This window comes from Paraburkholderia sp. BL6669N2 (assembly GCF_003387275.1).
Classification (GTDB): domain Bacteria; phylum Pseudomonadota; class Gammaproteobacteria; order Burkholderiales; family Burkholderiaceae; genus Paraburkholderia.
Window position 1 is genome coordinate 2,109,247 of record NZ_QUNA01000002.1, and the last position, 23,386, is coordinate 2,132,632.

16 protein-coding genes are annotated in these 23,386 nt (G+C 65.2%); 14 read left to right on the forward strand and 2 right to left on the reverse strand.

The features are described 5' to 3' along the window. Positions 1-55: 55 nt before the first annotated feature. The 7 genes from B0G80_RS31960 to hpaI all read left to right on the forward strand — a co-directional run bounded on the left by B0G80_RS31960 (position 56) and on the right by hpaI (position 6,085). Positions 56-832 carry a fumarylacetoacetate hydrolase family protein gene (locus B0G80_RS31960; RefSeq protein WP_116121884.1) on the forward strand — a complete coding sequence of 259 codons (777 nt, stop codon included), beginning with the start codon at positions 56-58 and terminating at the stop codon, positions 830-832. Further along, the gene (locus B0G80_RS31965) at positions 829-1,587 is read left to right on the forward strand and encodes a fumarylacetoacetate hydrolase family protein (protein ID WP_116121885.1); all 759 of its coding nucleotides are present in this window, start codon (positions 829-831) and stop codon (positions 1,585-1,587) included. Before B0G80_RS31960 ends, B0G80_RS31965 begins: the two co-directional genes overlap by 4 nt. 33 nt (positions 1,588-1,620) lie before the next feature. Further along, positions 1,621-3,078, forward strand: coding sequence for a 5-carboxymethyl-2-hydroxymuconate semialdehyde dehydrogenase (gene hpaE / locus B0G80_RS31970; RefSeq protein ID WP_116121886.1), 1,458 nt, complete (start codon positions 1,621-1,623; stop codon positions 3,076-3,078). A gap of 71 nt (positions 3,079-3,149) precedes the next feature. Continuing rightward, positions 3,150-4,013 carry a 3,4-dihydroxyphenylacetate 2,3-dioxygenase gene (gene hpaD / locus B0G80_RS31975; RefSeq protein WP_106284646.1) on the forward strand — a complete coding sequence of 288 codons (864 nt, stop codon included), beginning with the start codon at positions 3,150-3,152 and terminating at the stop codon, positions 4,011-4,013. Between the two features lie 21 nt (positions 4,014-4,034). Continuing rightward, positions 4,035-4,436 (forward strand): 5-carboxymethyl-2-hydroxymuconate Delta-isomerase, encoded by a 402-nt coding sequence (locus B0G80_RS31980; protein WP_116121887.1) that lies wholly within the window; start codon positions 4,035-4,037, stop codon positions 4,434-4,436. Positions 4,437-4,456: 20 nt separating this feature from the next. Continuing rightward, positions 4,457-5,260, forward strand: a complete 804-nt coding sequence (hpaH, locus tag B0G80_RS31985) for a 2-oxo-hept-4-ene-1,7-dioate hydratase (protein WP_116121888.1) — start codon at positions 4,457-4,459, stop codon at positions 5,258-5,260. Positions 5,261-5,281: 21 nt separating this feature from the next. Continuing rightward, on the forward strand, positions 5,282-6,085 hold the full coding sequence (gene hpaI, locus B0G80_RS31990; RefSeq protein ID WP_116121889.1) for a 4-hydroxy-2-oxoheptanedioate aldolase: 804 nt from the start codon (positions 5,282-5,284) through the stop codon (positions 6,083-6,085). Positions 6,086-6,140: 55 nt separating this feature from the next. Here the strand turns inward: hpaI and B0G80_RS31995 are convergent, their stop codons facing one another. Continuing rightward, entirely contained in the window at positions 6,141-8,474 is a 2,334-nt protein-coding gene (locus tag B0G80_RS31995) for a bifunctional diguanylate cyclase/phosphodiesterase (protein WP_116121890.1), read from the reverse strand. Between the two features lie 130 nt (positions 8,475-8,604). Further along, positions 8,605-9,750, reverse strand: a complete 1,146-nt coding sequence (locus B0G80_RS32000; protein ID WP_116121891.1) for a GGDEF domain-containing protein — start codon at positions 9,748-9,750, stop codon at positions 8,605-8,607. Between the two features lie 557 nt (positions 9,751-10,307). Here B0G80_RS32000 and bcsD point away from each other — a divergent pair. The 7 genes from bcsD (at position 10,308) to B0G80_RS32035 (ending at position 23,353) form a co-directional block, all read left to right on the forward strand. Beyond that, on the forward strand, positions 10,308-10,763 hold the full coding sequence (gene bcsD / locus B0G80_RS32005) for a cellulose biosynthesis protein BcsD (protein ID WP_116121892.1): 456 nt from the start codon (positions 10,308-10,310) through the stop codon (positions 10,761-10,763). Positions 10,764-10,956: 193 nt separating this feature from the next. Beyond that, positions 10,957-11,892: a cellulose biosynthesis protein BcsP gene (bcsP, locus tag B0G80_RS32010; RefSeq protein ID WP_116121893.1), complete on the forward strand. Its 936-nt coding sequence runs from the start codon at positions 10,957-10,959 to the stop codon at positions 11,890-11,892. Beyond that, entirely contained in the window at positions 11,889-12,677 is a 789-nt protein-coding gene (bcsQ, locus tag B0G80_RS32015) for a cellulose biosynthesis protein BcsQ (protein ID WP_116121894.1), read from the forward strand. The genes bcsP and bcsQ overlap by 4 nt, the downstream gene beginning before the upstream one ends. Further along, the gene (gene bcsA, locus B0G80_RS32020) at positions 12,674-14,878 is read left to right on the forward strand and encodes a UDP-forming cellulose synthase catalytic subunit (RefSeq protein ID WP_116121895.1); all 2,205 of its coding nucleotides are present in this window, start codon (positions 12,674-12,676) and stop codon (positions 14,876-14,878) included. The genes bcsQ and bcsA overlap by 4 nt, the downstream gene beginning before the upstream one ends. A gap of 3 nt (positions 14,879-14,881) precedes the next feature. After that, the gene (gene bcsB / locus B0G80_RS32025) at positions 14,882-17,458 is read left to right on the forward strand and encodes a cellulose biosynthesis cyclic di-GMP-binding regulatory protein BcsB (protein ID WP_116121896.1); all 2,577 of its coding nucleotides are present in this window, start codon (positions 14,882-14,884) and stop codon (positions 17,456-17,458) included. A gap of 10 nt (positions 17,459-17,468) precedes the next feature. Continuing rightward, on the forward strand, positions 17,469-18,650 hold the full coding sequence (bcsZ, locus tag B0G80_RS32030) for a cellulose synthase complex periplasmic endoglucanase BcsZ (RefSeq protein ID WP_116121897.1): 1,182 nt from the start codon (positions 17,469-17,471) through the stop codon (positions 18,648-18,650). Beyond that, positions 18,641-23,353: a cellulose synthase subunit BcsC-related outer membrane protein gene (locus B0G80_RS32035; RefSeq protein ID WP_116121898.1), complete on the forward strand. Its 4,713-nt coding sequence runs from the start codon at positions 18,641-18,643 to the stop codon at positions 23,351-23,353. Before bcsZ ends, B0G80_RS32035 begins: the two co-directional genes overlap by 10 nt. Positions 23,354-23,386: the final 33 nt, after the last annotated feature.

Genomic DNA, 23,386 nt, shown 5'->3' on the forward strand with positions numbered 1-23,386 from the left:
TATCAAGCGCAATACTACTAACATGTTAGTATTTTTGCCGAGAGACAGCTAATTTATGTTTCCACTTGCCGATCATCTGCTGCATCCCGAGGGCGAGGCGCTGCCGCGCGACGTGGATGCGCGCGCCGCGGCCGCGCTGCTCGCACGCGGCACGGCCTGCCGCGCGCCGGTTCGCGGCGCTGTCTATGGAACCTTGCTGAATGACCGCGCCGCGCTCGCGGCGCTGGGCGACGCGGTGCACGCCGCGCCGTATAAAGCGCCGCCACAAGCGCCGGTGCTCTATCTGAAGCCGCGCAATACGCTCGCCGGGCATCGCGCGCGGGTCGTCGTGCCGGACGACGCGTTGGGGGTGGAAGTCGGCGCGTCACTCGGCATCGTGATCGGCCGCACTGCGACACGGGTCAGCGTGGCCCAGGCATTCGACTATGTCGCCGGCTACACGCTGGTCGCCGATCTCAGCGTGCCGCATGCGAGCGTGTACCGGCCGTCGGTGCGATTCCGGGCGCGCGACGGCTTCTGCGTCGTCGGACCCGCCGCGGTTGCGTCGCATCATGTTGCGACGCCGGATAACCTTCCGATCCGGGTTCAGCTCGGGTCACGGGACGCATTCGCGGCGAGCACCGCGTCGTCGGTACGCAACGTCGTGCAAATGCTCGCTGACGTCACCGATTTCATGACGCTCAGCGCGGGCGACGTCATCACGCTCGGCGTGCCGCACGGTTCGCCTGTCGCGCATATCGGCGACACGGCCACGCTGTCGATCGGCGCCATGCCGCCGCTCACGGTGTCGTTTGTCGGCGCCGAAGAAGAACACGAAGGAGCACGGCCATGATGCGCGGCCGCATTGCGTATGCAGGCGCGATTCACGAAGCCTATCCCGACGCCAACGGCGTGCGTCTCGCCGATGGCCGCGTGCGTCGCGAAGATGAAGTGGTATGGCTCGCACCGATCGAAGTCGGCACGATCTTCGCGCTCGGCCTGAACTATGCCGAGCATGCGAAGGAATTGCAGTTCAACAAGCAGGAAGAGCCGCTCGTGTTCCTCAAGGGGCCGGGCACGGTGATCGGCCATCGCGGCGTGACGCGCCGCCCCGCCGACGTCACCTTCATGCACTACGAGTGCGAACTGGCGGTGGTGATCGGGCAAACCGCGAAGAACGTGAAACGCGGCAACGCCATGCAGCATGTGGCGGGTTACATGATTGCGAACGACTACGCGATCCGCGACTACCTGGAAAACTATTACCGCCCCAACCTGCGCGTGAAGAATCGCGACGGCGGCACGGTGCTGGGCCCATGGTTCGTCGACGCCGCCGACATCGAAGACGTGACGCAACTCGAATTGCGCACGTTCGTGAACGGCACGCGTCAGCAACACGGCAACACGCGCGATCTCGTCACCGGCATTCCGGCGCTGATCGAATACCTGAGCAGCTTCATGACCCTCGCGCCCGGCGACGTGATCCTGACCGGCACGCCGGAAGGCATCGTCAACGTCAATGCGGGCGACGAAGTGGTCTGCGAAATCGACGGTCTGGGCCGTCTCGTCAACACGATTGCATGCGACGCGGACTTCAACCGCGCCTGAGCGACAGCGAGAGAAACAGAAAAGGACACAGCAATGCGAATCGAGCATCTGATCAACGGTAAAGCGAGCGCGGCGAAAGACTACTTTGAAACGGTCAATCCGGCCACGCAAGAGGTACTCGCCGAAGTCGCGCGAGGCGGCGCGGAAGAAGTCGACGCCGCCGTGCGCGCCGCCAAAGACGCGTTTCCCGCATGGGCCGCCAAGCCCGCCGCGGAACGTGCGAAGCTGGTGCGCAAGCTCGGCGAACTGATCGCGAAGCACGTGCCGGATATCTCCGAGACCGAAACGAAAGACACCGGCCAGACGATCTCGCAAACGCGCAAGCAACTCGTGCCGCGCGCCGCCGACAACTTCAGCTATTTCGCCGAGATGTGCACGCGTGTCGATGGCCATACGTACCCGACCGACACGCATCTGAACTACACGCTGTTCCATCCGGTCGGCGTGTGTGCGCTGATCTCGCCGTGGAACGTGCCGTTCATGACGGCCACATGGAAAGTCGCACCCTGTCTCGCGTTCGGCAATACCGCGGTATTGAAGATGAGCGAACTCTCCCCGCTCACGGCCTCCATGCTTGGCAAGCTCGCGCTCGAAGCCGGCATCCCGGCCGGCGTGCTGAACGTGGTGCACGGTTTCGGCAAGGACACCGGCGAGCCGCTGGTCGCGCATCCGGACGTGCACGCCGTGTCGTTCACGGGCTCGACGGCGACCGGCAACCGCATCGTGCAAACAGCGGGGCTGAAGAAGTTTTCGATGGAACTCGGCGGCAAGTCGCCATTCGTGATTTTCGACGACGCCGATTTCGAACGCGCGCTCGACGCCGCCGTATTCATGATCTTCTCGAACAACGGCGAACGCTGCACGGCGGGCTCGCGCATTCTCGTGCAACGGGCAATTTACGCGCGCTTTGCCGAGCGCTTCATCGAGCGTGCGAAGCGTTTGACGGTGGGCGATCCGCTGTCCGACAGCACCATTGTCGGCCCCATGATCAGTCAGGGCCATCTGGCGAAGGTGCGCAGCTATATCGAACTCGGCTCGAAAGAAGGCGCGATGCTCGCGTGCGGCGGCCTCGACATGCCGGAGTTGCCCGAGGCCATGCGCAAAGGCAACTTCGTGCAGCCCACCGTGTTCGTCGATGTCGACAATCGCATGCGCATCGCGCAGGAAGAGATTTTCGGCCCGGTCGCCTGCCTGATTCCGTTCGACGACGAAGCCGACGCGATCAAACTCGCCAACGACATCTCATACGGCCTGTCGAGTTATATCTGGACCGAGAACACGGGTCGCGCATTGCGCGTCGCCGCCGCCGTCGAAGCCGGCATGTGCTTCGTCAACAGCCAGAACGTGCGCGATCTGCGCCAGCCGTTCGGTGGCACCAAGGCATCGGGCGTGGGCCGCGAAGGCGGCACGTGGAGCTATGAAGTGTTTCTCGAACCGAAGAATGTTTGCGTCTCGCTGGGCTCGCATCACATTCCGCGCTGGGGCGCTTGAGTCATTAATACGCTTCGTGCGCCAAGGCCTGGTGCCCCGCGCGGAGCAGCCACACCGAACAGGAGACCGCGATGGGCAAACTCGCGCTGGCAGCAAAAGTGACGCACGTCCCGTCGTTATATCTGTCCGAACTCGACGGTCCGCATAAAGGCTGCCGTCAGCCGGCGATCGACGGCCATCATGAAATCGGCCGGCGCTGCCGCGAACTCGGCGTCGATACGATCGTCGTGTTCGATGTGCATTGGCTCGTGAACAGCGAATACCACATCAATTGCGCGCCGAAGTTCGAAGGCGTCTACACGAGCAATGAACTGCCGCACTTCATCAAGAACATGCCGTACGCGTATCCGGGCAATGTCGAGCTCGGCAATCTGATCGCGGAAGTCGCCAACGAGATGGGCGTGAAAAGCCGCGCGCACAGCGAGACCACGCTCGAACTCGAATACGGCACGCTGGTGCCGATGCGTTATATGAATGGCGATCAGCATTTCAGGACCGTCTCGGTAGCGGGCTGGTGCATGTGGCACGACCTCGACACCAGTGCGCGCTTCGGCCTCGCGGTGCGCAAGGCCATCGAGGAGCGTTATGACGGCACGGTGGCGATTCTGGCGAGCGGCTCGCTCAGCCACCACTTCGCCAACAACGGCACGGCCGAGCAGTTCATGCACAAGGTGTGGAGTCCGTTTCTCGAACAGATGGACCGCAAGGTGGTCGAGTTGTGGGAAGCCGGCGATTGGAAGACCTTCTGCGAAATGCTGCCGCTCTATAACGAAAAATGCTGGGGCGAAGGCGGCATGCACGACACCGCGATGCTGCTCGGCGCGCTCGGCTGGGACCGTTACGACGGCAAGGTGGAAGTTGTGACGCCGTATTTCGGCAGTTCGGGCACCGGCCAGATCAACGCGATCTTCCCGGTTACGCCGCTACCCGCCTGAATACGAGCCAAGGAGTTCACCGTGCCGCATCTGACTCTCGAATACAGCGCCAATCTCGCAGCTGAAGAAAGCATCGGCCAACTTTGCCAGGCCCTCGCGCAGTGCCTCGACGCGCAACGCGAGAACGAACAGCGCATTTATCCGTTGGGCGGCATCCGCGTGCGCGCGTTGCGCTGCGAGCAGTACTGCATCGCCGATGGCCGCGCCGACGCCGCGTTCCTGCACGCAAACCTGAAGATCGGCGCGGGCCGCTCCGAAGCGGCAAAAAAGGCCACCGGCGACGCGCTATTCGCGTTGATCAAACAGTACTTCGCCACGGAATTCGAACAGCACGGGCTGGCCTTATCGTTGGAGATCAATGAATTCAGCGAAGCCGGTACGTGGAAACATAACAACCTGCACGCACGCCTGAAGGCTGAATAGCGGCACTGAGAGAATCCATCATGCTAGACGAACAGACGATCCGCGAACTCGCGGCACAACTCGACCACGCCGAGAAAACGCGCACGCAACTGCGCCACTTCTCGGCCGCTTATCCGCAGATGACCGTGCAGGACGGCTACGCGATTCAACGCGAGTGGGTCAAGCTCAAGCTCGCCGAAGGCCACGTGATCAAGGGCCGCAAAATCGGCCTCACCTCGCGCGCGATGCAGCGCTCGTCGCAGATCGACGAACCCGACTACGCGCCGCTGCTCGACAGCATGTTCATCGAAAACGGTCAGGACATTCGCGCCGACCGCTTCATTGCGCCGCGCGTGGAAGTGGAACTGGCGTTCGTGCTGAGCAAGCCGTTGAAGGGTCCGGGGGTCACGCTATTCGATGTGTTGGACGCGACCGCTTACGTGACGCCGGCCGTGGAAATCATCGACGCGCGCATCGAACAATTCGACCGCGAAACCAAAGCCCCGCGCAAGGTCTACGACACGATCTCCGACTTCGCGGCGAACGCGGGCATCGTGCTGGGCGGCCGGCCCGTGCGTCCGCTGGACGTCGATCTGCGCTGGGTCGGCGCGTTGCTCTACAAGAACGGCACCATCGAAGAAAGCGGTCTCGCGGCCGCCGTGCTGAATCATCCGGCCACCGGTGTGGCCTGGCTGGCCAACAAAATCGCTCCGTACGATGAAACGCTCAACGCGAACGACGTGATTCTGAGCGGCTCGTTCACCAGTCCGATCACCGCGCGCGCAGGCGACACCTTCCACGTCGACTACGGTCCGCTGGGCGGCATCGGTTTGAATTTCATCTGAACTCATTTGAGCCGACACGACATGTCTCTCCCGCCGAACACATTCAAGCGCGCGCTCGCCGAAGGCAAACCGCAATTCGGCCTGTGGGCCGCGCTCGCCGACGCCTACGTGACCGAGTTGCTGGCCACCGCCGGCTTCGACTGGCTGCTGATCGACAACGAGCATGCGCCCAACGACGTGCGCAGCACGCTCGCGCAATTGCAGGCGGTGGCCGGATATGCGTCGCATCCGGTAGTGCGTCCGGTGCGCAGCGACAGCGCGCTGATCAAGCAATTGCTCGACATCGGCGCGCAGACCCTGTTGCTGCCGATGATCGACACCGCCGGGCAGGCCGCCGACGCGGTCGCGGCCACGCGCTATCCGCCGCAAGGCATTCGCGGCGTGGGCAGTGCACTGGCGCGCGCATCGCGTTGGAACCGGATACCGGATTACCTGAACACGGCGGCGGACGAGTTGTGCGTGCTGGTGCAGGTGGAAACCGTGCAGGGCATGGCGAATCTGCCGGCGATTGCGACGGTGGACGGCGTCGACGGTGTGTTTTTCGGTCCTTCGGACCTCAGCGCGTCGATGGGGCTGCTCGGCAAACCCGGTCATGCCAGCGTGCGCGAAGCGATTCGCGACGGCATCCAGAGCGTGCTGCGCGCGGGCAAAGCGGCCGGCGTGCTCGCGCCCGATCCCGCGATTGCCGCCGACTACCTCGAAGCGGGCGCGACTTTTGTGGCGGTCGGCACGGACACGGGTTTGCTGAGCCGCGCCGCGGCCGATCTGGCGGCGTCGTATAAAAAGTCTGCGACGATGGCGGCATCGCCCAAGGGCGGGTACTGACCCGACCCGTTCAGCGCGAACATGCAGGGCCGCGCCGAGGGAAAAAGGAAACGCCCTATTCCCCCGCGGGCCAAGGCAAGCCCGGCGCCGACCAGTCCAGTTCCACCCCGATCACGGACCGCTCGGTGGCGAACTGCAGTGCCAGCGTCACCGCGATACACGGCCTGCCGCTCGCCAGCGAAAGATAAGGATTGCTCGACACCGCCGCGCCCGGCAGCAATACCGCGTTACGAAAATACGGCCGATGATCCCAGCGCGCATCGCGCGGATTCGCCACGGGTTGCAGCGAGGCCCCGTCCGCGCTCCATGCCGGCCCCCGCACCTCATGCCCGATCTGCCTGCCCGCGTCGTCCAGAATGAAACAGCTGACGCAGCGCTCGAACCTGGCCAGTTGAGCGAACGCATCGTCCATGGCCACACCGGCCAGCAAGGCATCGGCAGCGAGCCGCAAGGCAACCCGGTAGGGCTCCACTTCGGTTTCGAACAACGCATGCTGGTGCGCCCGCCCTTGCGCGATCACATCGAAAGCCTCATCGATACGCCGGTGCACCGACTCCGGCGGCGCGATCTCTTTGGCCGGCCGCCCCAGCAGATAACCCTGCGCGAAATCCACATTCGATTCCACCGCGAGAATCAGTTCTTCCGTGGTCTCCACGCCTTCGACGACCACCAGCATCCCCGCCAAGTGCAGCAACGAAACGAGTTTCGGCAGAATCGGCTGCTCGGTGCCGTGACCCGTCGCGCGAATCAGTTCGCCGTCGAGCTTGACGAGGTCCGGGCGGATCCTGAGCAGCCGGTCGAGATTCGACTGGCCGGCGCCGAAATCGTCGACGGCGATCAGGAAACCGTGCTGGCGGTACAGCGCCGCCGCTCGCGACATGTCGTCGACGCTGCCGCCGTGCGATTCGAGAATCTCCAGAACCACGCGCTCAGGTTCGAGCCCCACCGCCCGCACGATTTTCGCCAGCTGATCGGCGTAGCCTTCCGCGATGAACGTGGCCGGCAGAATGTTGAGGAAGAGCCACGCGTCGTCCGGCAGCGACCGGCGCGCGCCGGCCAGATGCACGACGTGACTCGCGCGGTCGAGCGCGCCTTCGTCGCTCGAAGGCCGGGGTGCGAACAGCACCGCGGGCAGCACCAGCGTGCCGTCCTCCTGCTCGCCGCGCAGCAAAGCCTCGAAGCCCACCTGCTTCTGATGCGACAAACTGTAGAGCGGCTGAAAATGCGACGTGAGGTAGTACTCCTCCCACCGGTGCCGTCGCACGGGCGCCCCGCCTTCATCGGATCCGTCGTCGGCCAGCAGTTGCAGCGCCTCGCGCGGCAGCGCGCGCTCGGCGCACACCCGGTTTCTGCCGGAATGCTTGGCGCGCAGCAAGGCTTCGTCGGCGCGATCGAGCAGCACCATGATGCTTTCGCCGCTGCGGTGCTCGGCCACGCCGAAGCTCGCGGTCAGGCGGCCGTCCGGCCGCTCGATCGCGGCGATCGCCTGGCGCAGCCGTTCAGCCACATGAAGCGCGCCCGTGAGACCGTCGCCCAGCAGCAGCGCGAATTCCTCGCCGCCGATCCGGCTCACGCTGTCGTCCGCGGAGACCTCTTCCATCAGCACCTGGGCGACCTGGTACAGCGCCTGGTCGCCGACCGCATGGCCGAAGCGGTCGTTCAGGGATTTGAAGTTGTCGATGTCGAGAAAGATCGCGCTGACCCGCGTATCCGGCGTGACACTGTCGAGGCGGTGCTCGGCCTGCTTGACAAACGCGCGGCGGTTTTGCAGGCCGGTCAGCGGGTCAGTTGCGGCGAGTTGCGCGAGTTGGCTTTCCAGCAGAAAGTGGCTGCGGCGAAACCGGTAGAAGCCGAAGTGAAACACCGCGGAAGTCGGCACGCCGATCGCCACGATCCACATCCACACCACCGTCGCGACGTCATGCGTCAGCGGCGCGCCGAACAGCAGCGCGAACGCCGTGGCATAGAAGAGCACGCTGCCAGTGACGAAGTGCGTCGGCGTGAGCCATAGCGGCGCGGCGCAGATCGGTATCACGACCATGGCGGGCAGCGTCCACAGCAACGGCTGCGCGACGCCGACGACGTTCATCGCCATGCCCGCCACCAGAACCTGTGAGTAGGCAACGCCGATCAGGCCGAAGCTCCACGTCGACTTGGCGCGCGGAATCGCCAGCACCAACAAGGCGAGCAGCAGCGCGCAGGTGAGCCGGTAAGCGAGCGGCGCAGCCGGGCCGTCGACCAGACTGCGCGCCCCGACGAAGCAGAGGAACGCGACCACGGTGAATGCCATGGTCACGGTGGACAGCGGACGTTGGTGCTCGAGCGAGCGCCGGTGGAAGCGATCGCGCAATCCGGCGTCGGACTGGTGCTGCGTTGCGGTGGAAAGCATATTGATAGATATCAGCCTGGTTCCGGTCACTCTGCCAATGGATATCGGCAAATGTCTGACAAATATTTATGCCTTCCCTACAAATAGAAAAGATTTTTCCTTTCGCGCCCTCTGCTTTCCGCTCTACGCTCTACGCCGCCATCACGCGATTGCGGCCGGACGCCTTGGCGGCATACAACGCGCCGTCCGCGCGCGCCATCAACTGGGCGAGGGATTCATCGCGCCGAAACTGATCCACGCCGACGCTGAAGGTGTACCGCAGCCCACGCGGCAACTCGTCCGGCGCGGCCCCGGCCAGGCGGCCGCGCAGACGGTCGAACAGGCTCACTGCTTCGGCGGCGGTGGTGGCCGGGCACAGCACGCCGAATTCCTCGCCGCCCAGCCGGCCGAACAGATCGCCGACCCGCAGGTTGCCGGCGACGAAGGTCGCGAAGTGCTTCAGCACCTGGTCGCCCGCCGCGTGGCCATAGTTGTCGTTGACGGCCTTGAACGAGTCGATGTCGATGATCGCCAGCGCCACCGGCGAGCGGCTACGCAGCGACGCGCTCAGCAGCGCGTCGCCGATCGCGAGAAACGCGCGGCGCGACAGCGCGCCGGTCAGGTCGTCGACGTTGGCCAGCCGTTCGAGCCGCTCGGCGAGGCGGTCGTGCGCGAGCATCACCACGCCGATCGAAAGACAGGGCGGCGCAAGAATGCCCAGCGCGAGAAAAATGATGTTCGACGGCGACACTTGCATCAGGCTGGTTTGCGTCATGAGACCGAAGCCGTACATGAGCCCGCGCGACGCATGCCCGGCGCACAGCAGCATTGCTGCCACCGCGAGGAAATAGTAGCTATAGCGCGGCCGGTGCGCGGGACGGCCGCGCAGCATGAGCGCGGCGAGCGCGGCATATAGCGCCGCGTGAAACGCCGACACCAGCGCGACGCGCGCGTTGAAGTCCGGCGCGGCGAAGGTCCAGTACGAGATGCCGAACAGCACGGCGACGAGGCCGACGTAAGCCGGCCACGGTCGCGCGCGGCGCCCTAGAAAGCGACAACAACCTTCGACTACGAGCAGCAGCGAAGCAGCCAGCAACACGTTGGACGCCACGAAGGTCAGCCAGCGCGACCCATGGCCTTGCAACGCGAAAGCCAGCAACGCGACGATCGCGATCGCGTTGGCGGAGATCCAGTAACCGACGCCTGGGATCGCCGCGCGCCACAACGAACCGAGCACGGCCATCGCCATGGCGCTCGACAACACGGTGACCAGAAGAATACTGAGTGGATTGAGCATTGCAGTGAATGTGAATCAAACGGCATCGTCGGCATTCGCCACGTACGCCCGTTCGTTTTGCGCGCGCACCTTGATGTAAGTCCGCAAGCTTAGCGGCTCGGACAAAAAGTGGGCGTGCAAGGGCTCCGAAAGATTCAGAAAGAATTTCCGCAGGAGGACGATCACAACGGCTTCGCAATCGCGAAACGTTGCATTTATCACGAAACCGAAAATGCTAAATCACCTGGCGAGTCCAGCCGTTAATACAGCCATGACGGACACATTCTTACCGGCCATCCATGATGGCTCAGCGCACGGGCGATTCAGGCAGCAAAAATTACTTAATCCAGAATGCATCCATCGCAATCGATTGCGCGTATAAACAGACGAATGGAAAGTGGCCAAAAGTTAGTGTCTTAAGTAGACTGCTTCGAAGTGTGGTGGACAGACTAGACAGCCCGGTAAAATTAACCTAGGCCGCGTGCAATACGCAATTTCCCGCAAGACTTCTTCTTTTCACCCGGTCGTGGCATCTAATTTTTTTAAGCAGTCAAAGCAACGGCCATTTCCCGGAAAACATGGTCCCCATTCTCGATTACCTGCTGGAACGCCAAATCTCGCCGCAGTGGCGCGGCATGCTCACCGCCTTGGCCACCGAGTTCGAAGCGCAGATCGGTCGCGACGAACTGCGTCAGCTGATGCATCGCGTCGGCAGCCGGTTTGCCGCGGCGCATCCGTTGCCCGCCTGCGACTCCACCGCCGAACTCGCACGGACCTTGAATCTGTACTGGCATGAAATGGATTGGGGCTACGTCGAGTTGGCGGACGAACCCGAGTCGCTGCGCATCGTCCACTACTGCGCGCCATTGCAGGCATTCGGCGGCGCGGCGCTTGCATGGACGCCGGCCTTTCTCGAAGGCGTGTATCAGACCTGGTTGAGCGCGCTGGGCGCGCAAGGTTTGTCGGTCGCGCAAACGAGCGGGTACAGCGAGGACACCGCGATCGAATTTCGTCTGGGCCGTCATCCGGTTTGAACGCCGCACGGTGATGAACATGTGGCCCAGCCAGGTGGGCCGCGTGTGTAAATGGACACAGTTGCAATGAGCAGTAGAGGAACGCGCCAGACCGGTGCGCGTGAAGTGGCAGAACAGGCAGGACCGGCGTTTCAGGGCCGCGAACGCAAGTCAGGATCGGGGCAAGGGTAGGCATGAATAAGACGGCGGCACTATGAGCTCATCGAGCGACATCGAGAAACTTTTCGATCATTTTGGCGGCGACGCCAATGCGTACCAGGAAATCGGCCGCGAGAACGAAGCGCGTTCGGCGCGCACCCGTTGGCCGTTATTAGTGACGCTCGATCTGACCCAGCCGACGATTCCCGCCATCGGGCAGCATCGCGAGCCCAAGCCTCAGGCGCAGGCGGTCCAAGCGCCGGTGGCCGTCGATCGCCAGGACACCACGCCAAAAGACGCCGCCTCTGTCACGCGCGCGAAGGCGCCGCTGTTCACGCGTTCGCATCGGCGGGATATTCCGCCGGTCGCCGTGGCCGCGCCGGTGAATGGGCCGAAGGGCGCGTCGCGCTTCGGCGAACTCGAATCGAAAACCGACGCTACGCCGCCGGTGGCAGTTGGCGCTGTTCGAGTGGAAGCCGTCGCGCCGGTGGCTGCGCAAGCCGCGCCAACCGCGCCTCAGGCTCCGGTTCAGAGCACGCTGGCTGCGACTCCGTTCGCTTCGGCTGCGAGTCCGGCACGGACAGCGCCGCTCGCTCCCGTGCCTCACGCCGCGCAACCGGTTTCCGTGCCGCCGGCGATCCCGCTGCGACCGCCGGTGATGCAAGCGGTCGCGTCCGCCGCGCCGAGCTGGGCGCAGACCCCGGCGCCCGCGCGTGCTTATGCGAGCACGAGCGCGCCTCTTGCACCCATCGCACCCACCGCTCCGACGCACCCCGCTTCCATCCTCGGCAAGCTCTTCGCGCCGGAACCCGCATTCGCATCAGCGCCGCCGCAACCGGCCAAGGCCAGCGACACATCCGCGCCTTTGCAGTCGGTCTTCGACCGTTTGCGCGGCACCCCCGCTCAAGCCGCAGCACCCGCCGGCGCCACGCGCGCCGCCGCACCCGCCACCTCCAACTCGTGGCTGATCAACGGCCCTCGTCGCTCATGAAAGTCATCGCGGTGGTGTCCGCCAAAGGCGGGGTCGGCAAGACCACTCTTGCCGCCAATCTGGCGTCGGTGCTGGCCTCCGGCGGCCGGCGTGTGATCGCGCTCGACCTCGACCCGCAGAACGCCCTGCGTCTGCACTTCGGCGTGCCGCTCGACAGCATCGACGGTCTGTCGCGCGCCACGCTGACGGGCGACCCGTGGCAATCCGTGATGTTCGACGGCGTCGACGGCGTGACCGTGCTGCCCTACGGCGCGCTGCTCGAAGACGACCGCCGCCGCTTCGAAGCGCACATCGACCAGGATCCGCGCTGGCTCGCGCAGTCGCTGCAGAACCTGCGCCTCGACGCCTCCGACATCGTGATCATCGACACGCCGCCGGGCTCGTCCACGTATGTCCGCACGGCCCTGACGGCGGCCACCTTCACGCTGAATGTGGTGCTCGCCGACGCCGCGTCGTACGCCGCGATTCCGCAGATGGAGCGGCTGATCGCAGCCTACGCGGCGCCGCGCGCTGAATTCGGCGGCGAAGGCTATGTGGTCAACCAGATCGACCAGTCGCGCCAGCTGACCAAAGACGTGCTCAAGGTGCTGCGCCAGATGCTCGGCACTAAACTGTTCCCCGGCGTGATCCATCTGGACGAAGGCGTGAGCGAAGCGCTCGCGTGCGACACCACGCTGATTCACTACGATCCACTCAGCCAGGCGGCCGCCGATTTCAAGTCGTGCGGCGCATGGCTGCTGGCGGCGCTCGACGCGATCGCCGTCTCGCCGAGGAACGTCGCATGAGCACGTCTCCAGCGCCGGGCCTTGAGCCCGCCGAGTCGTCGCGGCTCGATCGCTTCGTCGACGCGCGCTTCTGGAACAGCCGCATCGTCACCGGACTCGTCACGCTGTTCGCGCTGGTGATGCTGTACTTCGTATTCACCGTGCCGCTCGCCTTTTACGAGCAGTTGACGTTCGCGACCTGCTGCTTCGTGACCGCGCTGATGTTCCGCCGTCTGCAAGGCCGTTATGCGACGATGGTGATGATCATGCTCTCGGTGGTCACTTCGGGCCGCTATATGTTCTGGCGCCTGACCGCGACCACCTACTGGGAGCATCCGCTCGACGCCGGCTGGGGCCTGCTGCTGGTATCCGCCGAAGTGTATTCGACCATCGTGCTGCTGCTCGGCTATTTCCAGACCGCGTGGCCGCTCAAGCGCACGCCGATGCCGCTGCCAGCGTCGCGCGACCAATGGCCGACCGTCGACGTGTTCATTCCGACCTACAACGAGCCGCTCTCGGTGGTGAAGCCGACCATCTACGCCGCGCTCGCGCTCGACTATCCGGCCGAGAAGATTTCGATCCACGTGCTCGACGACGGCCGCCGCCCCGAGTTCAAGGCGTTCTGCGAAGAGGTCGGCGTCAACTGGACGATCCGCACGCACAACCGCCACGCGAAAGCCGGCAACATCAACGAAGCGCTGAAGATCACCAGCGGCGAATACCTCGCGATCTTCGACTGCGATCACATTCCGACGCGCTCGTTCCTGCAAATCGGCCTCGGCTGGTTCCTGCGCGACAAGCTGCTGTCCATGCTGCAAACGCCGCACCACTTCTTCTCCGCCGACCCGTTCGAACGCAATCTCGGCACCTTCCGCAAGGTGCCGAACGAAGGCGAGCTGTTCTACGGCCTCGTGCAGGACGGCAACGATCTGTGGAACGCCACCTTCTTCTGCGGCTCGTGCGCGCTGCTGCGCCGGACCATGGTCGAGGAGATCGGCGGCATCGCGGTCGAGACCGTGACTGAAGACGCGCACACCGCCTTGAAGCTGCACCGTCTCGGCTACACCACCGCGTATCTGGCGATTCCGCAGGCCGCGGGGCTGGCCACGGAATCTCTGTCCGGCCACATCGGCCAGCGGATTCGCTGGGCGCGCGGCATGACGCAGATTTTCCGCATCGACAATCCGCTCACCGGCAAGGGCCTCAAAATCGGCCAGCGCCTGTGCTATCTGAATGCGATGATGCACTTCTTCTACGGCATTCCGCGTCTGGTGTTTCTCACCGCGCCGCTGTCGTATCTGTTCTTCGGCGCGCACGTGATCGAAGCCGCCGCCGGCACGATCGCGATTTACGCGCTGCCGCACATGATGCACGCGAGCATCACCAACTCGCGCATGCAGCGCTCGTTCCGCCATTCGTTCTGGGCCGAAGTCTATGAGTCGGTGCTGGCCTCGTACATCACCGCACCGACGCTACTCGCGCTCATCAACCCGAAGCTCGGCAAGTTCAACGTGACGGCCAAGGGCGGCCAGATCGAGAAGAACTATTTCGACTGGGCGATCTCGCGGCCCTACCTGTTCCTGCTGTTGCTGAACCTGATCGGCTTCTGCGTGGGCATCGTGCATATCTACTTCAACTGGCATGTGCGCAGCGTGGTGCAGACCACTATCCTCAACCTCGGCTGGACCACGTACAACATGCTGATTCTCGGCGCGAGCGTGGCCGCCGCGAGCGAGCGCAAGCAGATTCGCGCGGTGCACCGCGTGGCGATGCAGATGCCCGTCATGCTGAAGTTTTCGACCGGCCGCACGCTCGCCTGCGAAACCATCGACTACTCGGAAGGCGGCGTCGGCGTGGCGCTGCCCGCCGCGATTCAGGTGCCGATGCACGAGCGCGTGACCGTCTCGCTGTTTCGCGGCGACGAGGAATACGCGTTCCCGGCGACCGTCGGCTTCACCGCCCCGGGCCGCGTGGGCCTGCGCTTCTCCACCATGACGCGCGAGCAGGAGTACGAGTTCGTCAAGACCACCTTTGCACGCGCCGACGCCTGGACCGGCTGGGCGGAAGGACGGCAGCAGGACACGCCCCTGCGCGGCCTGTCGCATGTGCTGACGGTGGGCGCGCGCGGTATCGCGGGTCTGTTCGAGCATCTTTATGCCGACCTTCGCAGCTCGATGAAAAGCCGTCCAATGGACGTCAAGAAGCTAAAAACGAAAGACTGATCTATGCGCAACTGGATGGCGAAGGGCAACATCGAACGCTCGAATCACGAGCGCAGTGGGTCCGGATTGAGCATGCATCGCGCGGCACGCCCCGGCTCGCAACGGCTGATGCGCGGCCTCGCGTGCTGGCTGGCATTGCAGACGGCGCTGGCCGCGCCGCTCGCCTCGGCGGCTGAAGTCGTGGCGGTGGCTGCCGGCGGTGCAAACCCGACGGGCGCCAGTCAGAGTGCCGCGAGCTCCGTTCAGAGCAAGCCGGTTGCGCCGAATGTGCCGACTGCGACCGGCGCCGGCACTGCGAACGCGGCGGGTCCGGCCGTGCCCTACGATCCGAACGCGCTGGCGCAGCCGCAACTGGCGACACCGACGCCGGCGCTCGCTGCGTCGTCGGTCAAAGCGTTGGGCGTCAGGACGCCGACCACCGCCGAGCCGGGCACGCTGGTGCCGGGCGGCCGGCGTCAGACGCTGACCTTCGCCGATCTCGGCGCGCTCGACCCGCTGCAATTGCGCGGCACCGACGGCCAGAACGGCGTGGCGTTTTCCGTGCGCGGCGACGAAGTGGTGACGGGCGCGGTCCTGCATCTGGTGTACAGCTACTCGCCCGCGCTGCTGCCGAATATCTCGCAGCTCAAGGTGCTGGTGAACGGCGAAGTCGCCGCCACCCTGCCCGTGCCGCACGAACAGGCCGGCATGCTGGTGGCGCGCGACGTCTCGATCGATCCGCGCTTCATCACCGAGTTCAACCATCTGAATGTGCAGTTGATCGGCCATTACACGACCAGCTGTGAAGACCCGGCCAACTCGTCGCTGTGGGCCACGGTCAGCAATGCGAGCTCGCTCGATCTGACTTACGCGTCGCTCGCCAGCAAGCCGGATCTGGCCGCGTTGCCGGCGCCGTTCTTCGATCGACGCGATGTGCGCCGTCTCGAGCTGCCGTTCGTGTTCCCGCAAAAGCCGGGCAATGCCACGCTCGAAGCGGGCGGCATCGTGGCGTCGTGGTTCGGCGCGCTCGCCGGTTATCGCGGTGCGGTGTTTCCGGCGCAACTGGATAACGCGCCGCTGTCGGGCAACGCCGTCGTATTCGCGACTTCGGATCAGCGTCCGGCCGGCATCAATATTCCGGCCATCTCCGGCCCGACCATCGCGGTGGTCGATCGCGAAGCGCCGGCGCGCGGCAAGCTGCTGCTCGTGCTCGGCCGCACCGAGGCCGAACTGAAAACCGCCGCGAAATCGCTCGGCATTGGCCAGAACACCTTGACCGGCCCGAGCGCGACCATCACTCAACTGAACGAGCTCGCGCCGCGCGCGCCGTACGACGCGCCGAACTGGCTGCCCACCAATCGTCCGGTGCGCTTCGGCGAACTCACCGATCCGCGCGATCTGACGGTGTCCGGTTACGACGCCGACGCCGTGCGCGTGAATCTGCGCGTGCCGCCCGATCTGTTCATGTGGCACACCAAGGGCGCGCCGATCGATCTGCGCTACCGCTACACCGTGCGTCCGCTGCGCGACCGCTCGTCGCTGAACGTGAGCGTGAACAACGGCTTCGTGCAGGCGCTGCCGATTCCCGCCGAATCCGCTTCCGTGTTCGAGCTGAGCCATTACTTCGCCACCGTGCTGCCGGACAAGACCGCCGAGGCGCGCCGCACGCTGCACATTCCGCCGCTGCTGCTGACGCCGCGCGCCCAGGTGCGCCTGCACTTCTTCTACGACATTCCGAATACCGGCGAATGTCATGGCCGTCTGCTCGACAACGTGGTCGGCGCGATCGATCCGAACTCGACCATCGACCTCTCTTCATTCCCGCATTACATGGCGCTGCCGGATCTGGCCGCGTTCGCCAATAGCGGCTTCCCGTTCACGCGCATGGCGGACCTTTCCGAGACCGCCGCGATCCTGCCGAACGATGCCGATTCGAGCGACTACAGCCTGTTTCTGCTGACCATGGGCCGCATGGGCACGTCGACCGGCTATCCGGTGACGGGCGTCACAGTCGGCACCGCCGACGACGCCGACAAGTTCGCCAACAAGGACCTGCTGATTTTCGGCGCACCGGGCAAGCAACCGTTGTTGCAGCGCTGGGCCAAGTCGATGCCGTTCTCCAGCGACGGCGACTCGCGCACCTTCCAGCTCACCGACATCGTCTTCAAGCTCGAGGACTGGTGGCACGGCGAACGCGGCGTGGAGCGCACGCCGGCGCGCGCCGATCTGACTCTGGTGAGTTCGAACGGAGACGCGTTGCTGACCGGGTTCGAATCGCCGCTGCAGAAGAACCGCAGCGCGGTGGCGCTGGTGAGCGCGGCCGGCCAGTCGGACGCCGACCTGTCCGCGGCGCTGCTCGACTCCGACGTGCTGCCGCAGATTCAAGGCGCGATGGCCGTGATCCACGGCCGCACCGTCACCATCACCTCGAACGGCGAAGCGTATTACGTCGGCCACCTGTCGCCGCAGGAGTATCTGCGCTGGGCGCTGTCGTCGCATCCGCTGCTGTTGATGCTGGGCGGCGTGCTCGCCGCGCTGATCATCGCGGGCCTGTTCTACCGGACGCTGCGCTCGATCGCCGCGCGCCGCCTGAGGGACTAATAGGACTGATATGCGGGTTCGAATCAACAAGAAAATCGGCGTGGCGCTGACGCTCGGGCTGGCCGCGTCCGCGAGTTTCGCCAGCCTCGTCAAAGTGGCGCAGACCACCGCCGCCCCCGGCGCCTGTGGCGATTGGAGCGGCTATCGCACGTTCGTCGAACGCTTCGTGCAGGCCGACGGCCGCGTGATCGACTATTCCACGCCGGCGCAGCAAACCACTTCCGAAGGCCAGTCGTACGCGCTCTTTTTCGCGCTGGTCGCGAACGACCGCGCGACGTTCGACCGGCTGCTCGGCTGGATTCGCACCAATCTCTCGGGCAATCAGTTCGACGCGCAGAACATGCGGCTGCCGTCGTGGCAATGGGGCAGAAAAGCGGACGGCTCGTATGGCGTGCTCGATCCGAATTCCGCATCGGACTCCGACCTGTGGATCGCCTACGATCTGCTGCAAGCCGGCCGCCTGTGGCATGAAGCGGCTTACACGCAGTTGGGCGAAGCACTGGCCGCGCAGATTGCGCGTCAGGAAATGACCACGCTGCCGGGCGTCGGACCGATGCTGCTGCCCGGACCGCAAGGCTTCAAAAGCGGTGGCGTGACGCGCCTGAATCCGAGCTATCTGCCGCTGCCGGTGTTGCGCTATCTCGCGCACGAGATGCCGAACGGCCCGTGGGGCAAGCTCGCCGACAGCGCCTACAGGCTCATCAAAACGACTGCGCCGCAAGGCTTCGCGCCCGACTGGGCGGCCTGGCAAAACGGCCAGTTCGTGGTCGATCCGAAAAGCGGCGACACCGGCAGCTACGACGCGATCCGCGTCTATCTGTGGGCCGGCCTCGCGTCGCCCGCTGATCCGCTCGCCAAACCCTGGCTCGCGGCGCTCGGCGGCATGCGCGCGCGCGTCGCGCAAACCGGCTTTCCGCCCGAGAAGGTCTCATCGACCACCGGCGCGGCCAGCGGCGAAGGACCGCTCAGTTACTGGGCTGCGCTCGCGCCGTACTTCAAGGCGTTCGGCGACGAGCGCGGCCTTGGCCTCGCGCGCACGCATCTCGCGGCGCTCGACACCAACGTGCCGGGCCGCGAACCGGTTTACTACGATCGTGTGCTGGGTTTGTTCGGCACGGGTTTCATCGACGGCCGCTATCGTTTCGACGAAGCTGGACGTCTCGTGCCGAGTTGGAGAAACGCATGCGACTGAGCGCCCTCGCGTTGTCATTGCGCCTCGCGCTCAGCCTCACGGCCGTCTGCTGCGTGGCGACGGTTGCGCCGGACGCGCTGGCGCAGGCGTCGAAAGATCCTTTGAACGTGTTGATCGATCAGGGCAAGTACTGGCAATCGCATCAGCGCGGCGACCTCGCGGAGCAGGCGTGGCTGAAAGTGTTGCGCATCGATCCCAGGCAGCCCGATGCGCTCTTCGGCATGGGCATGGTGCTCGCCGACCGCAAGGACGGCGCCGGCGCGCAGCAATATCTGGCGCGCCTGAAAGCGGTCGCGCCGAACTATCCGAATCTGGACGAACTCGGCCGGCGCCTCGGCGAATCGAGCCTGCGCGACCAGACCGTCAACGACGCGCGGCGGCTCGCGCAAAGCGGTCAAAGCGCGAGCGCGGTGCAGGAATACCAGCGCGCGCTGAACGGCAAACCGGCCACCCCCGAATTGCAACTCGAGTATTACCAGGCGCTCTCGGCCACGCCGCAAGGTTGGGATCAGGCGCGCCGCGGCCTCGAACAGCTTGCGCGCGACAACCCCGACGACCCGCGTTACGCCCTCGCCTATGCGCAGCATCTGACCTATCGCGACGTGACGCGCCGCGACGGCATCGCGCGTCTGCAGAAACTGGCGGGCGACAGCACGGTCGGCGCGTCCGCGAAAAAAAGCTGGCGTCAGGCGCTGTTGTGGCTCGACGCGCGGCCCTCCGACGCCCCGCTCTATCAGGCCTATCTGCAAACCGCCACCGATGACGCCGCCGTGAAAGCGCGCTTCGATTCGATGGTCCAGCAGGACAGCGCGGCGCGCGCGCGTTCACAGGAAAATGCCGCAACCGACGCACGCGGCCGCACCGTCGCCGATGGTTTCAGTGCGCTCGACCGCAACGACGTGGCCACGGCGCGCGCGAAGTTTTCCTCGGTGCTGGCCACCAGCCCGAACGACACCGACGCGCTCGGCGGCATGGGCATCGCCGCGCTGAAGCAGGAGCATTTCGCCGAAGCCCGCAACTATCTGGAACGCGCGTCGCGCAACGGCAATCCGGCGCGCTGGAAAACCGCGCTCGACAGCGCGAGCTATTGGACCTACACGAGCGACGCGATCGGCGCGCGCAGCAACGGCGAATTCGCGAAGGCGAAGTCGCTGTTCGAACGCGCGATCGCGCTGAATCCGTCCGACGTCACCGCGCAGGTGCTGCTCGGCGAAATGCTGCTCGCGAACGGCGACCCGAGCGGCGCCGAACAGGCCTACCGGATGGCGCTGCGCCGCCAGGCCGACAACCCCGACGCGGTGCGCGGGCTGGTCGGCGCACTCGCCGCGCAAGGCCGCGGCGACGAGGCATTGCAGTTCGCCAATCAACTCAACACCGAACAGCAGTCGAAGGCCGGCGGCATCAACCGTCTGCGTGGCGAAGCGCAGGCCGCCCAGGCGCGCGCCGCCGAAGCGCGCGGCGATCTGGGCAGCGCGCGCAGTCTGTTCGAAGACGCGCTGCTGAATACGCCCGACGACCCGTGGCTGCGGCTCGACCTCGCGCGCATCTACGTGCGCCAGGGCGCGGTCGCCAACGCGCGCAGCATGATGGACGGCCTGCTCGCCGCGCATCCCGACATGACCGACGCGCTGTATGCGAGCGCGTTGCTGTCGGCGGAAACGCAGGACTGGTCGGCGGGTCTCGCGCAACTCGACCGCATTCCGGTCGCGCAGCGCACCGACGCGATGACCACGTTGCAGCACCGCTTATGGGTGCATCAGCAAGCTGACCTCGCCGCGCGGATGGCGCGCAGCGGGCAGACGCAGCAGGCGCTCGCCACACTGCATGCGGCCGAACCGGTCGCCGGCAACAGCCCCGAACTGATCGGCGTGATCGCCGCCGCTTACCAGCAGGCCGGCGATCCCAACCGCGCGCTCGGACTCGTGCGCGCCGCCATGAACGCGGCGCCGGGCAACACCGATTTGTTGCTGCAATACGCGGGCATTCTGTCGGCCACGCAACAGGAAGCCGAACTCGGCATGGTGATGCGCCGGCTCGCGTCGATGCAGTTGACGCCGCAGCAACGCACCGACTTCGGCAACCTGAATCTGGGCATCGTCATCAAGCAATGCGACGCGGTGCGCCAGCGAGGCGACCTCGCGAGCGCTTACGACGTGATCGCGCCGTGGCTCGCGGCCATGCCCGACAATCCCGACTTGCAGGCCGCGCTCGGCCGCCTCTATTCGACGGCCGGCGACGATCGCAACGCGCTCGCCAGCTATCGCGTCGCGCTGCAACGCAAGCCCGACGACCTGAATCTGCTGCAAGCGACCATCTCCGCTGCGACCGGTGCGAAGCAGTTCAGTTACGCCGAAACACTCGCGAAACAGGCCTTGAACGCGGCGCCTGCCGATCCTGGCGTGCTCGCCACCGTCGGCCGCATGTATCGCGCGGAAGGCAAGCTGTCGCTCGCGTCGACTTATCTGCAACGCTCGCTGGTCGCCGCCAACACGCCGCTGATGGCCAATGCGCCGCGCAGTCCGGCGAGCAACGTGCCGCGCGGCTGGGAAGCGGCGATGCGCCGGATTGGCGCGACGCCGCTGCCGGGCACCAATCCCTTCGAAGGCAAAACCGCCACGGTCACGCCAACCGACGCCGACAACGCCGCGCTCGCCGGTGGCTACAACGCCGCGCGCTCAGCGCTTCCGTATTCGCAGTCTTCCTTGCCGACACAAACCGTGCCGAACTATCCGCCGCCTACGCAACCCGCGCCTTACGTCGCACCTTATACGGCGCCCGCGCAGCCCTATGCGCCGAACGGTGCGCCTGCCGCCTTGCCGTATAACGCGCCGCGTCCCGCGCTCAATACCGGCGGGTATGGGCAGGAGACTTACGGGTCGAGCCAGGCGGGCGCGCCGTTGCAGCCTTATCCGGGGCAAGGACAGCCGCCGATGCAGCAGCAGGCGCAGATGCCGCCGATGCAGCAGGCCCCGCAGCAGTACAACCCGGCTTATCAACAGCAGGCGCCTTATCCGCAGCAGCCGCAATACGGTACGCCGGATGGCTATGCGGCCACGCCCTGGCCGATGTCGCCGGCCGCGCGCGAAGCGCAGGCCAATGCCGGTTCGATGCAAACGCAACCGTATGGCGCGCAGGGCGCGAGTCCGAAGCGCTCGACCGGCAAGAAGCAGAGTGCGCCGAAGAATAGCCGCAATGCGCCCGCCTATTCGCAGCAGCCTTATGGGCAGCAGCAAGGTTATCCGCAGCAGCAACAGCCGTACTACGGGCAGCAGGCATATCCGCAACAACAGCCGCAGCAGGGCTACGCGCAACAGCCGTATCAACCTCAACCGCCGCAGCAGCAGGCTTACGCGAATCAGGGCTACTACGCGCAACAGCAGCCATACATTCCGCAGCCTCCCACCGGTTACGCGCAACCGTACTATCCGGCGCAACCCGGCGCGAACGGCAATGGCAACACCTACGCGCAGCCGAACGTGGCGAACGCGCAAACACTCGGCGTCGCGGAAGAACTCGCGCAGGTCAATCGCGAACAGTCGAGCAGCATCTCGGGCGGCATCGTGTTCCGTAACCGCGCCGGCGAGGACGGCCTGTCCAATCTCACCGATATCGAAGCGCCGATCCAGGGGCGCATCCGGGCAGGCAACGGCCACGTGGTCGTCACGGCGACGCCTGTCACGCTCGACGCCGGCAGTCCCGCCGACAATGTCTCGACGCTCGCGCGCTTCGGCGCCGGCCTGTCTAACGGCACGTCGGTATCGGCTGCCAATGTAGGCAGCCAGACGGCAAGCGGCATCGGCTTGTCGGTCGGCTACGAGGGCCGCAGCCTCAGCGGCGACATCGGCGTGACGCCGATCGGGTTCCGCGAGACCAACATCGTGGGCGGTGCGAAGTACAACGGCGGCATTACCGACAAGGTGTCGTATTCGCTGGCCGTCGCGCGCCGCGCGGTGACCGACAGTCTGCTGTCCTATGCCGGCGCGCGGGATTCCGGCACCGGTCTCGAATGGGGCGGCGTCACTTCAACCGGCGGCCTCGGCAGCCTCGCTTGGGACGACGGCACGAGCGGCCTGTATGTGAATGCGGCGTTCCAGTATTACGACGGCAACAACGTACTGAGCAATACTGCGGTCAAGGGCGGCGGCGGCATCTATACGCGTCTGCTGAAAGACGCCGATCAGACACTCACGATCGGCGTGAATACGACGCTGATGCGTTACGACAAGAACCAGTCGTACTTCACCTATGGCCAAGGCGGCTATTTCAGCCCGCAACAGTACGTGATCCTGAACTTGCCGGTCGAGTGGACCGGGCGCAACGGCGCGTTCACGTACGACGTGAAGGGCTCGATCGGCGTGCAGCATTATCGTCAGGATGCGTCGAACTACTTCCCGCTCAACGACGGTTCCAATCGCCAGAACGCGGCGATCGGCAATGCAGCAACTGTCGGCACCAGCGTGCAGAGCGGGGCGCAGTATCCGGGCCAAAGCAAGACCGGGGTGTCGTATTCCCTCAGCGCAGTGGGCGAATATCAACTCGCGCCGCAACTGGCGTTCGGGGCCACCGCTTCGCTCGGCAATGCTTATGAATATCGCGAGTATCTCGCGGCGGTTTATGTGCGGTATAGCTTCAGCAAGCAGACCGGTTTGCAGCCGTTCCCGCCTACGCCGCTTGTTTCGCCGTATCTGTCGTTGTCGAATTGATGCGGGTGGGTATGTCGGCGGTGGCTTTTATCA

Excerpts from the sequence above, each read along its gene's own strand:
- bcsD (WP_116121892.1), top strand. The coding sequence starts at position 10,308 with ATGGTCCCCATTCTCGATTACCTGCTGGAACGCCAAATCTCGCCGCAG.
- bcsZ (WP_116121897.1), top strand. The coding sequence starts at position 17,469 with ATGCGGGTTCGAATCAACAAGAAAATCGGCGTGGCGCTGACGCTCGGG.
- B0G80_RS31960 (WP_116121884.1), top strand. The coding sequence starts at position 56 with ATGTTTCCACTTGCCGATCATCTGCTGCATCCCGAGGGCGAGGCGCTG.
- B0G80_RS32035 (WP_116121898.1), top strand. The coding sequence starts at position 18,641 with ATGCGACTGAGCGCCCTCGCGTTGTCATTGCGCCTCGCGCTCAGCCTC.
- bcsB (WP_116121896.1), top strand. The coding sequence starts at position 14,882 with ATGCGCAACTGGATGGCGAAGGGCAACATCGAACGCTCGAATCACGAG.
- hpaD (WP_106284646.1), top strand. The coding sequence starts at position 3,150 with ATGGGCAAACTCGCGCTGGCAGCAAAAGTGACGCACGTCCCGTCGTTA.
- bcsA (WP_116121895.1), top strand. The coding sequence starts at position 12,674 with ATGAGCACGTCTCCAGCGCCGGGCCTTGAGCCCGCCGAGTCGTCGCGG.
- B0G80_RS31995 (WP_116121890.1), bottom strand. The coding sequence starts at position 8,474 with ATGCTTTCCACCGCAACGCAGCACCAGTCCGACGCCGGATTGCGCGAT.
- bcsQ (WP_116121894.1), top strand. The coding sequence starts at position 11,889 with ATGAAAGTCATCGCGGTGGTGTCCGCCAAAGGCGGGGTCGGCAAGACC.
- bcsP (WP_116121893.1), top strand. The coding sequence starts at position 10,957 with ATGAGCTCATCGAGCGACATCGAGAAACTTTTCGATCATTTTGGCGGC.
- hpaE (WP_116121886.1), top strand. The coding sequence starts at position 1,621 with ATGCGAATCGAGCATCTGATCAACGGTAAAGCGAGCGCGGCGAAAGAC.
- B0G80_RS31965 (WP_116121885.1), top strand. The coding sequence starts at position 829 with ATGATGCGCGGCCGCATTGCGTATGCAGGCGCGATTCACGAAGCCTAT.
- B0G80_RS32000 (WP_116121891.1), bottom strand. The coding sequence starts at position 9,750 with ATGCTCAATCCACTCAGTATTCTTCTGGTCACCGTGTTGTCGAGCGCC.
- hpaH (WP_116121888.1), top strand. The coding sequence starts at position 4,457 with ATGCTAGACGAACAGACGATCCGCGAACTCGCGGCACAACTCGACCAC.
- hpaI (WP_116121889.1), top strand. The coding sequence starts at position 5,282 with ATGTCTCTCCCGCCGAACACATTCAAGCGCGCGCTCGCCGAAGGCAAA.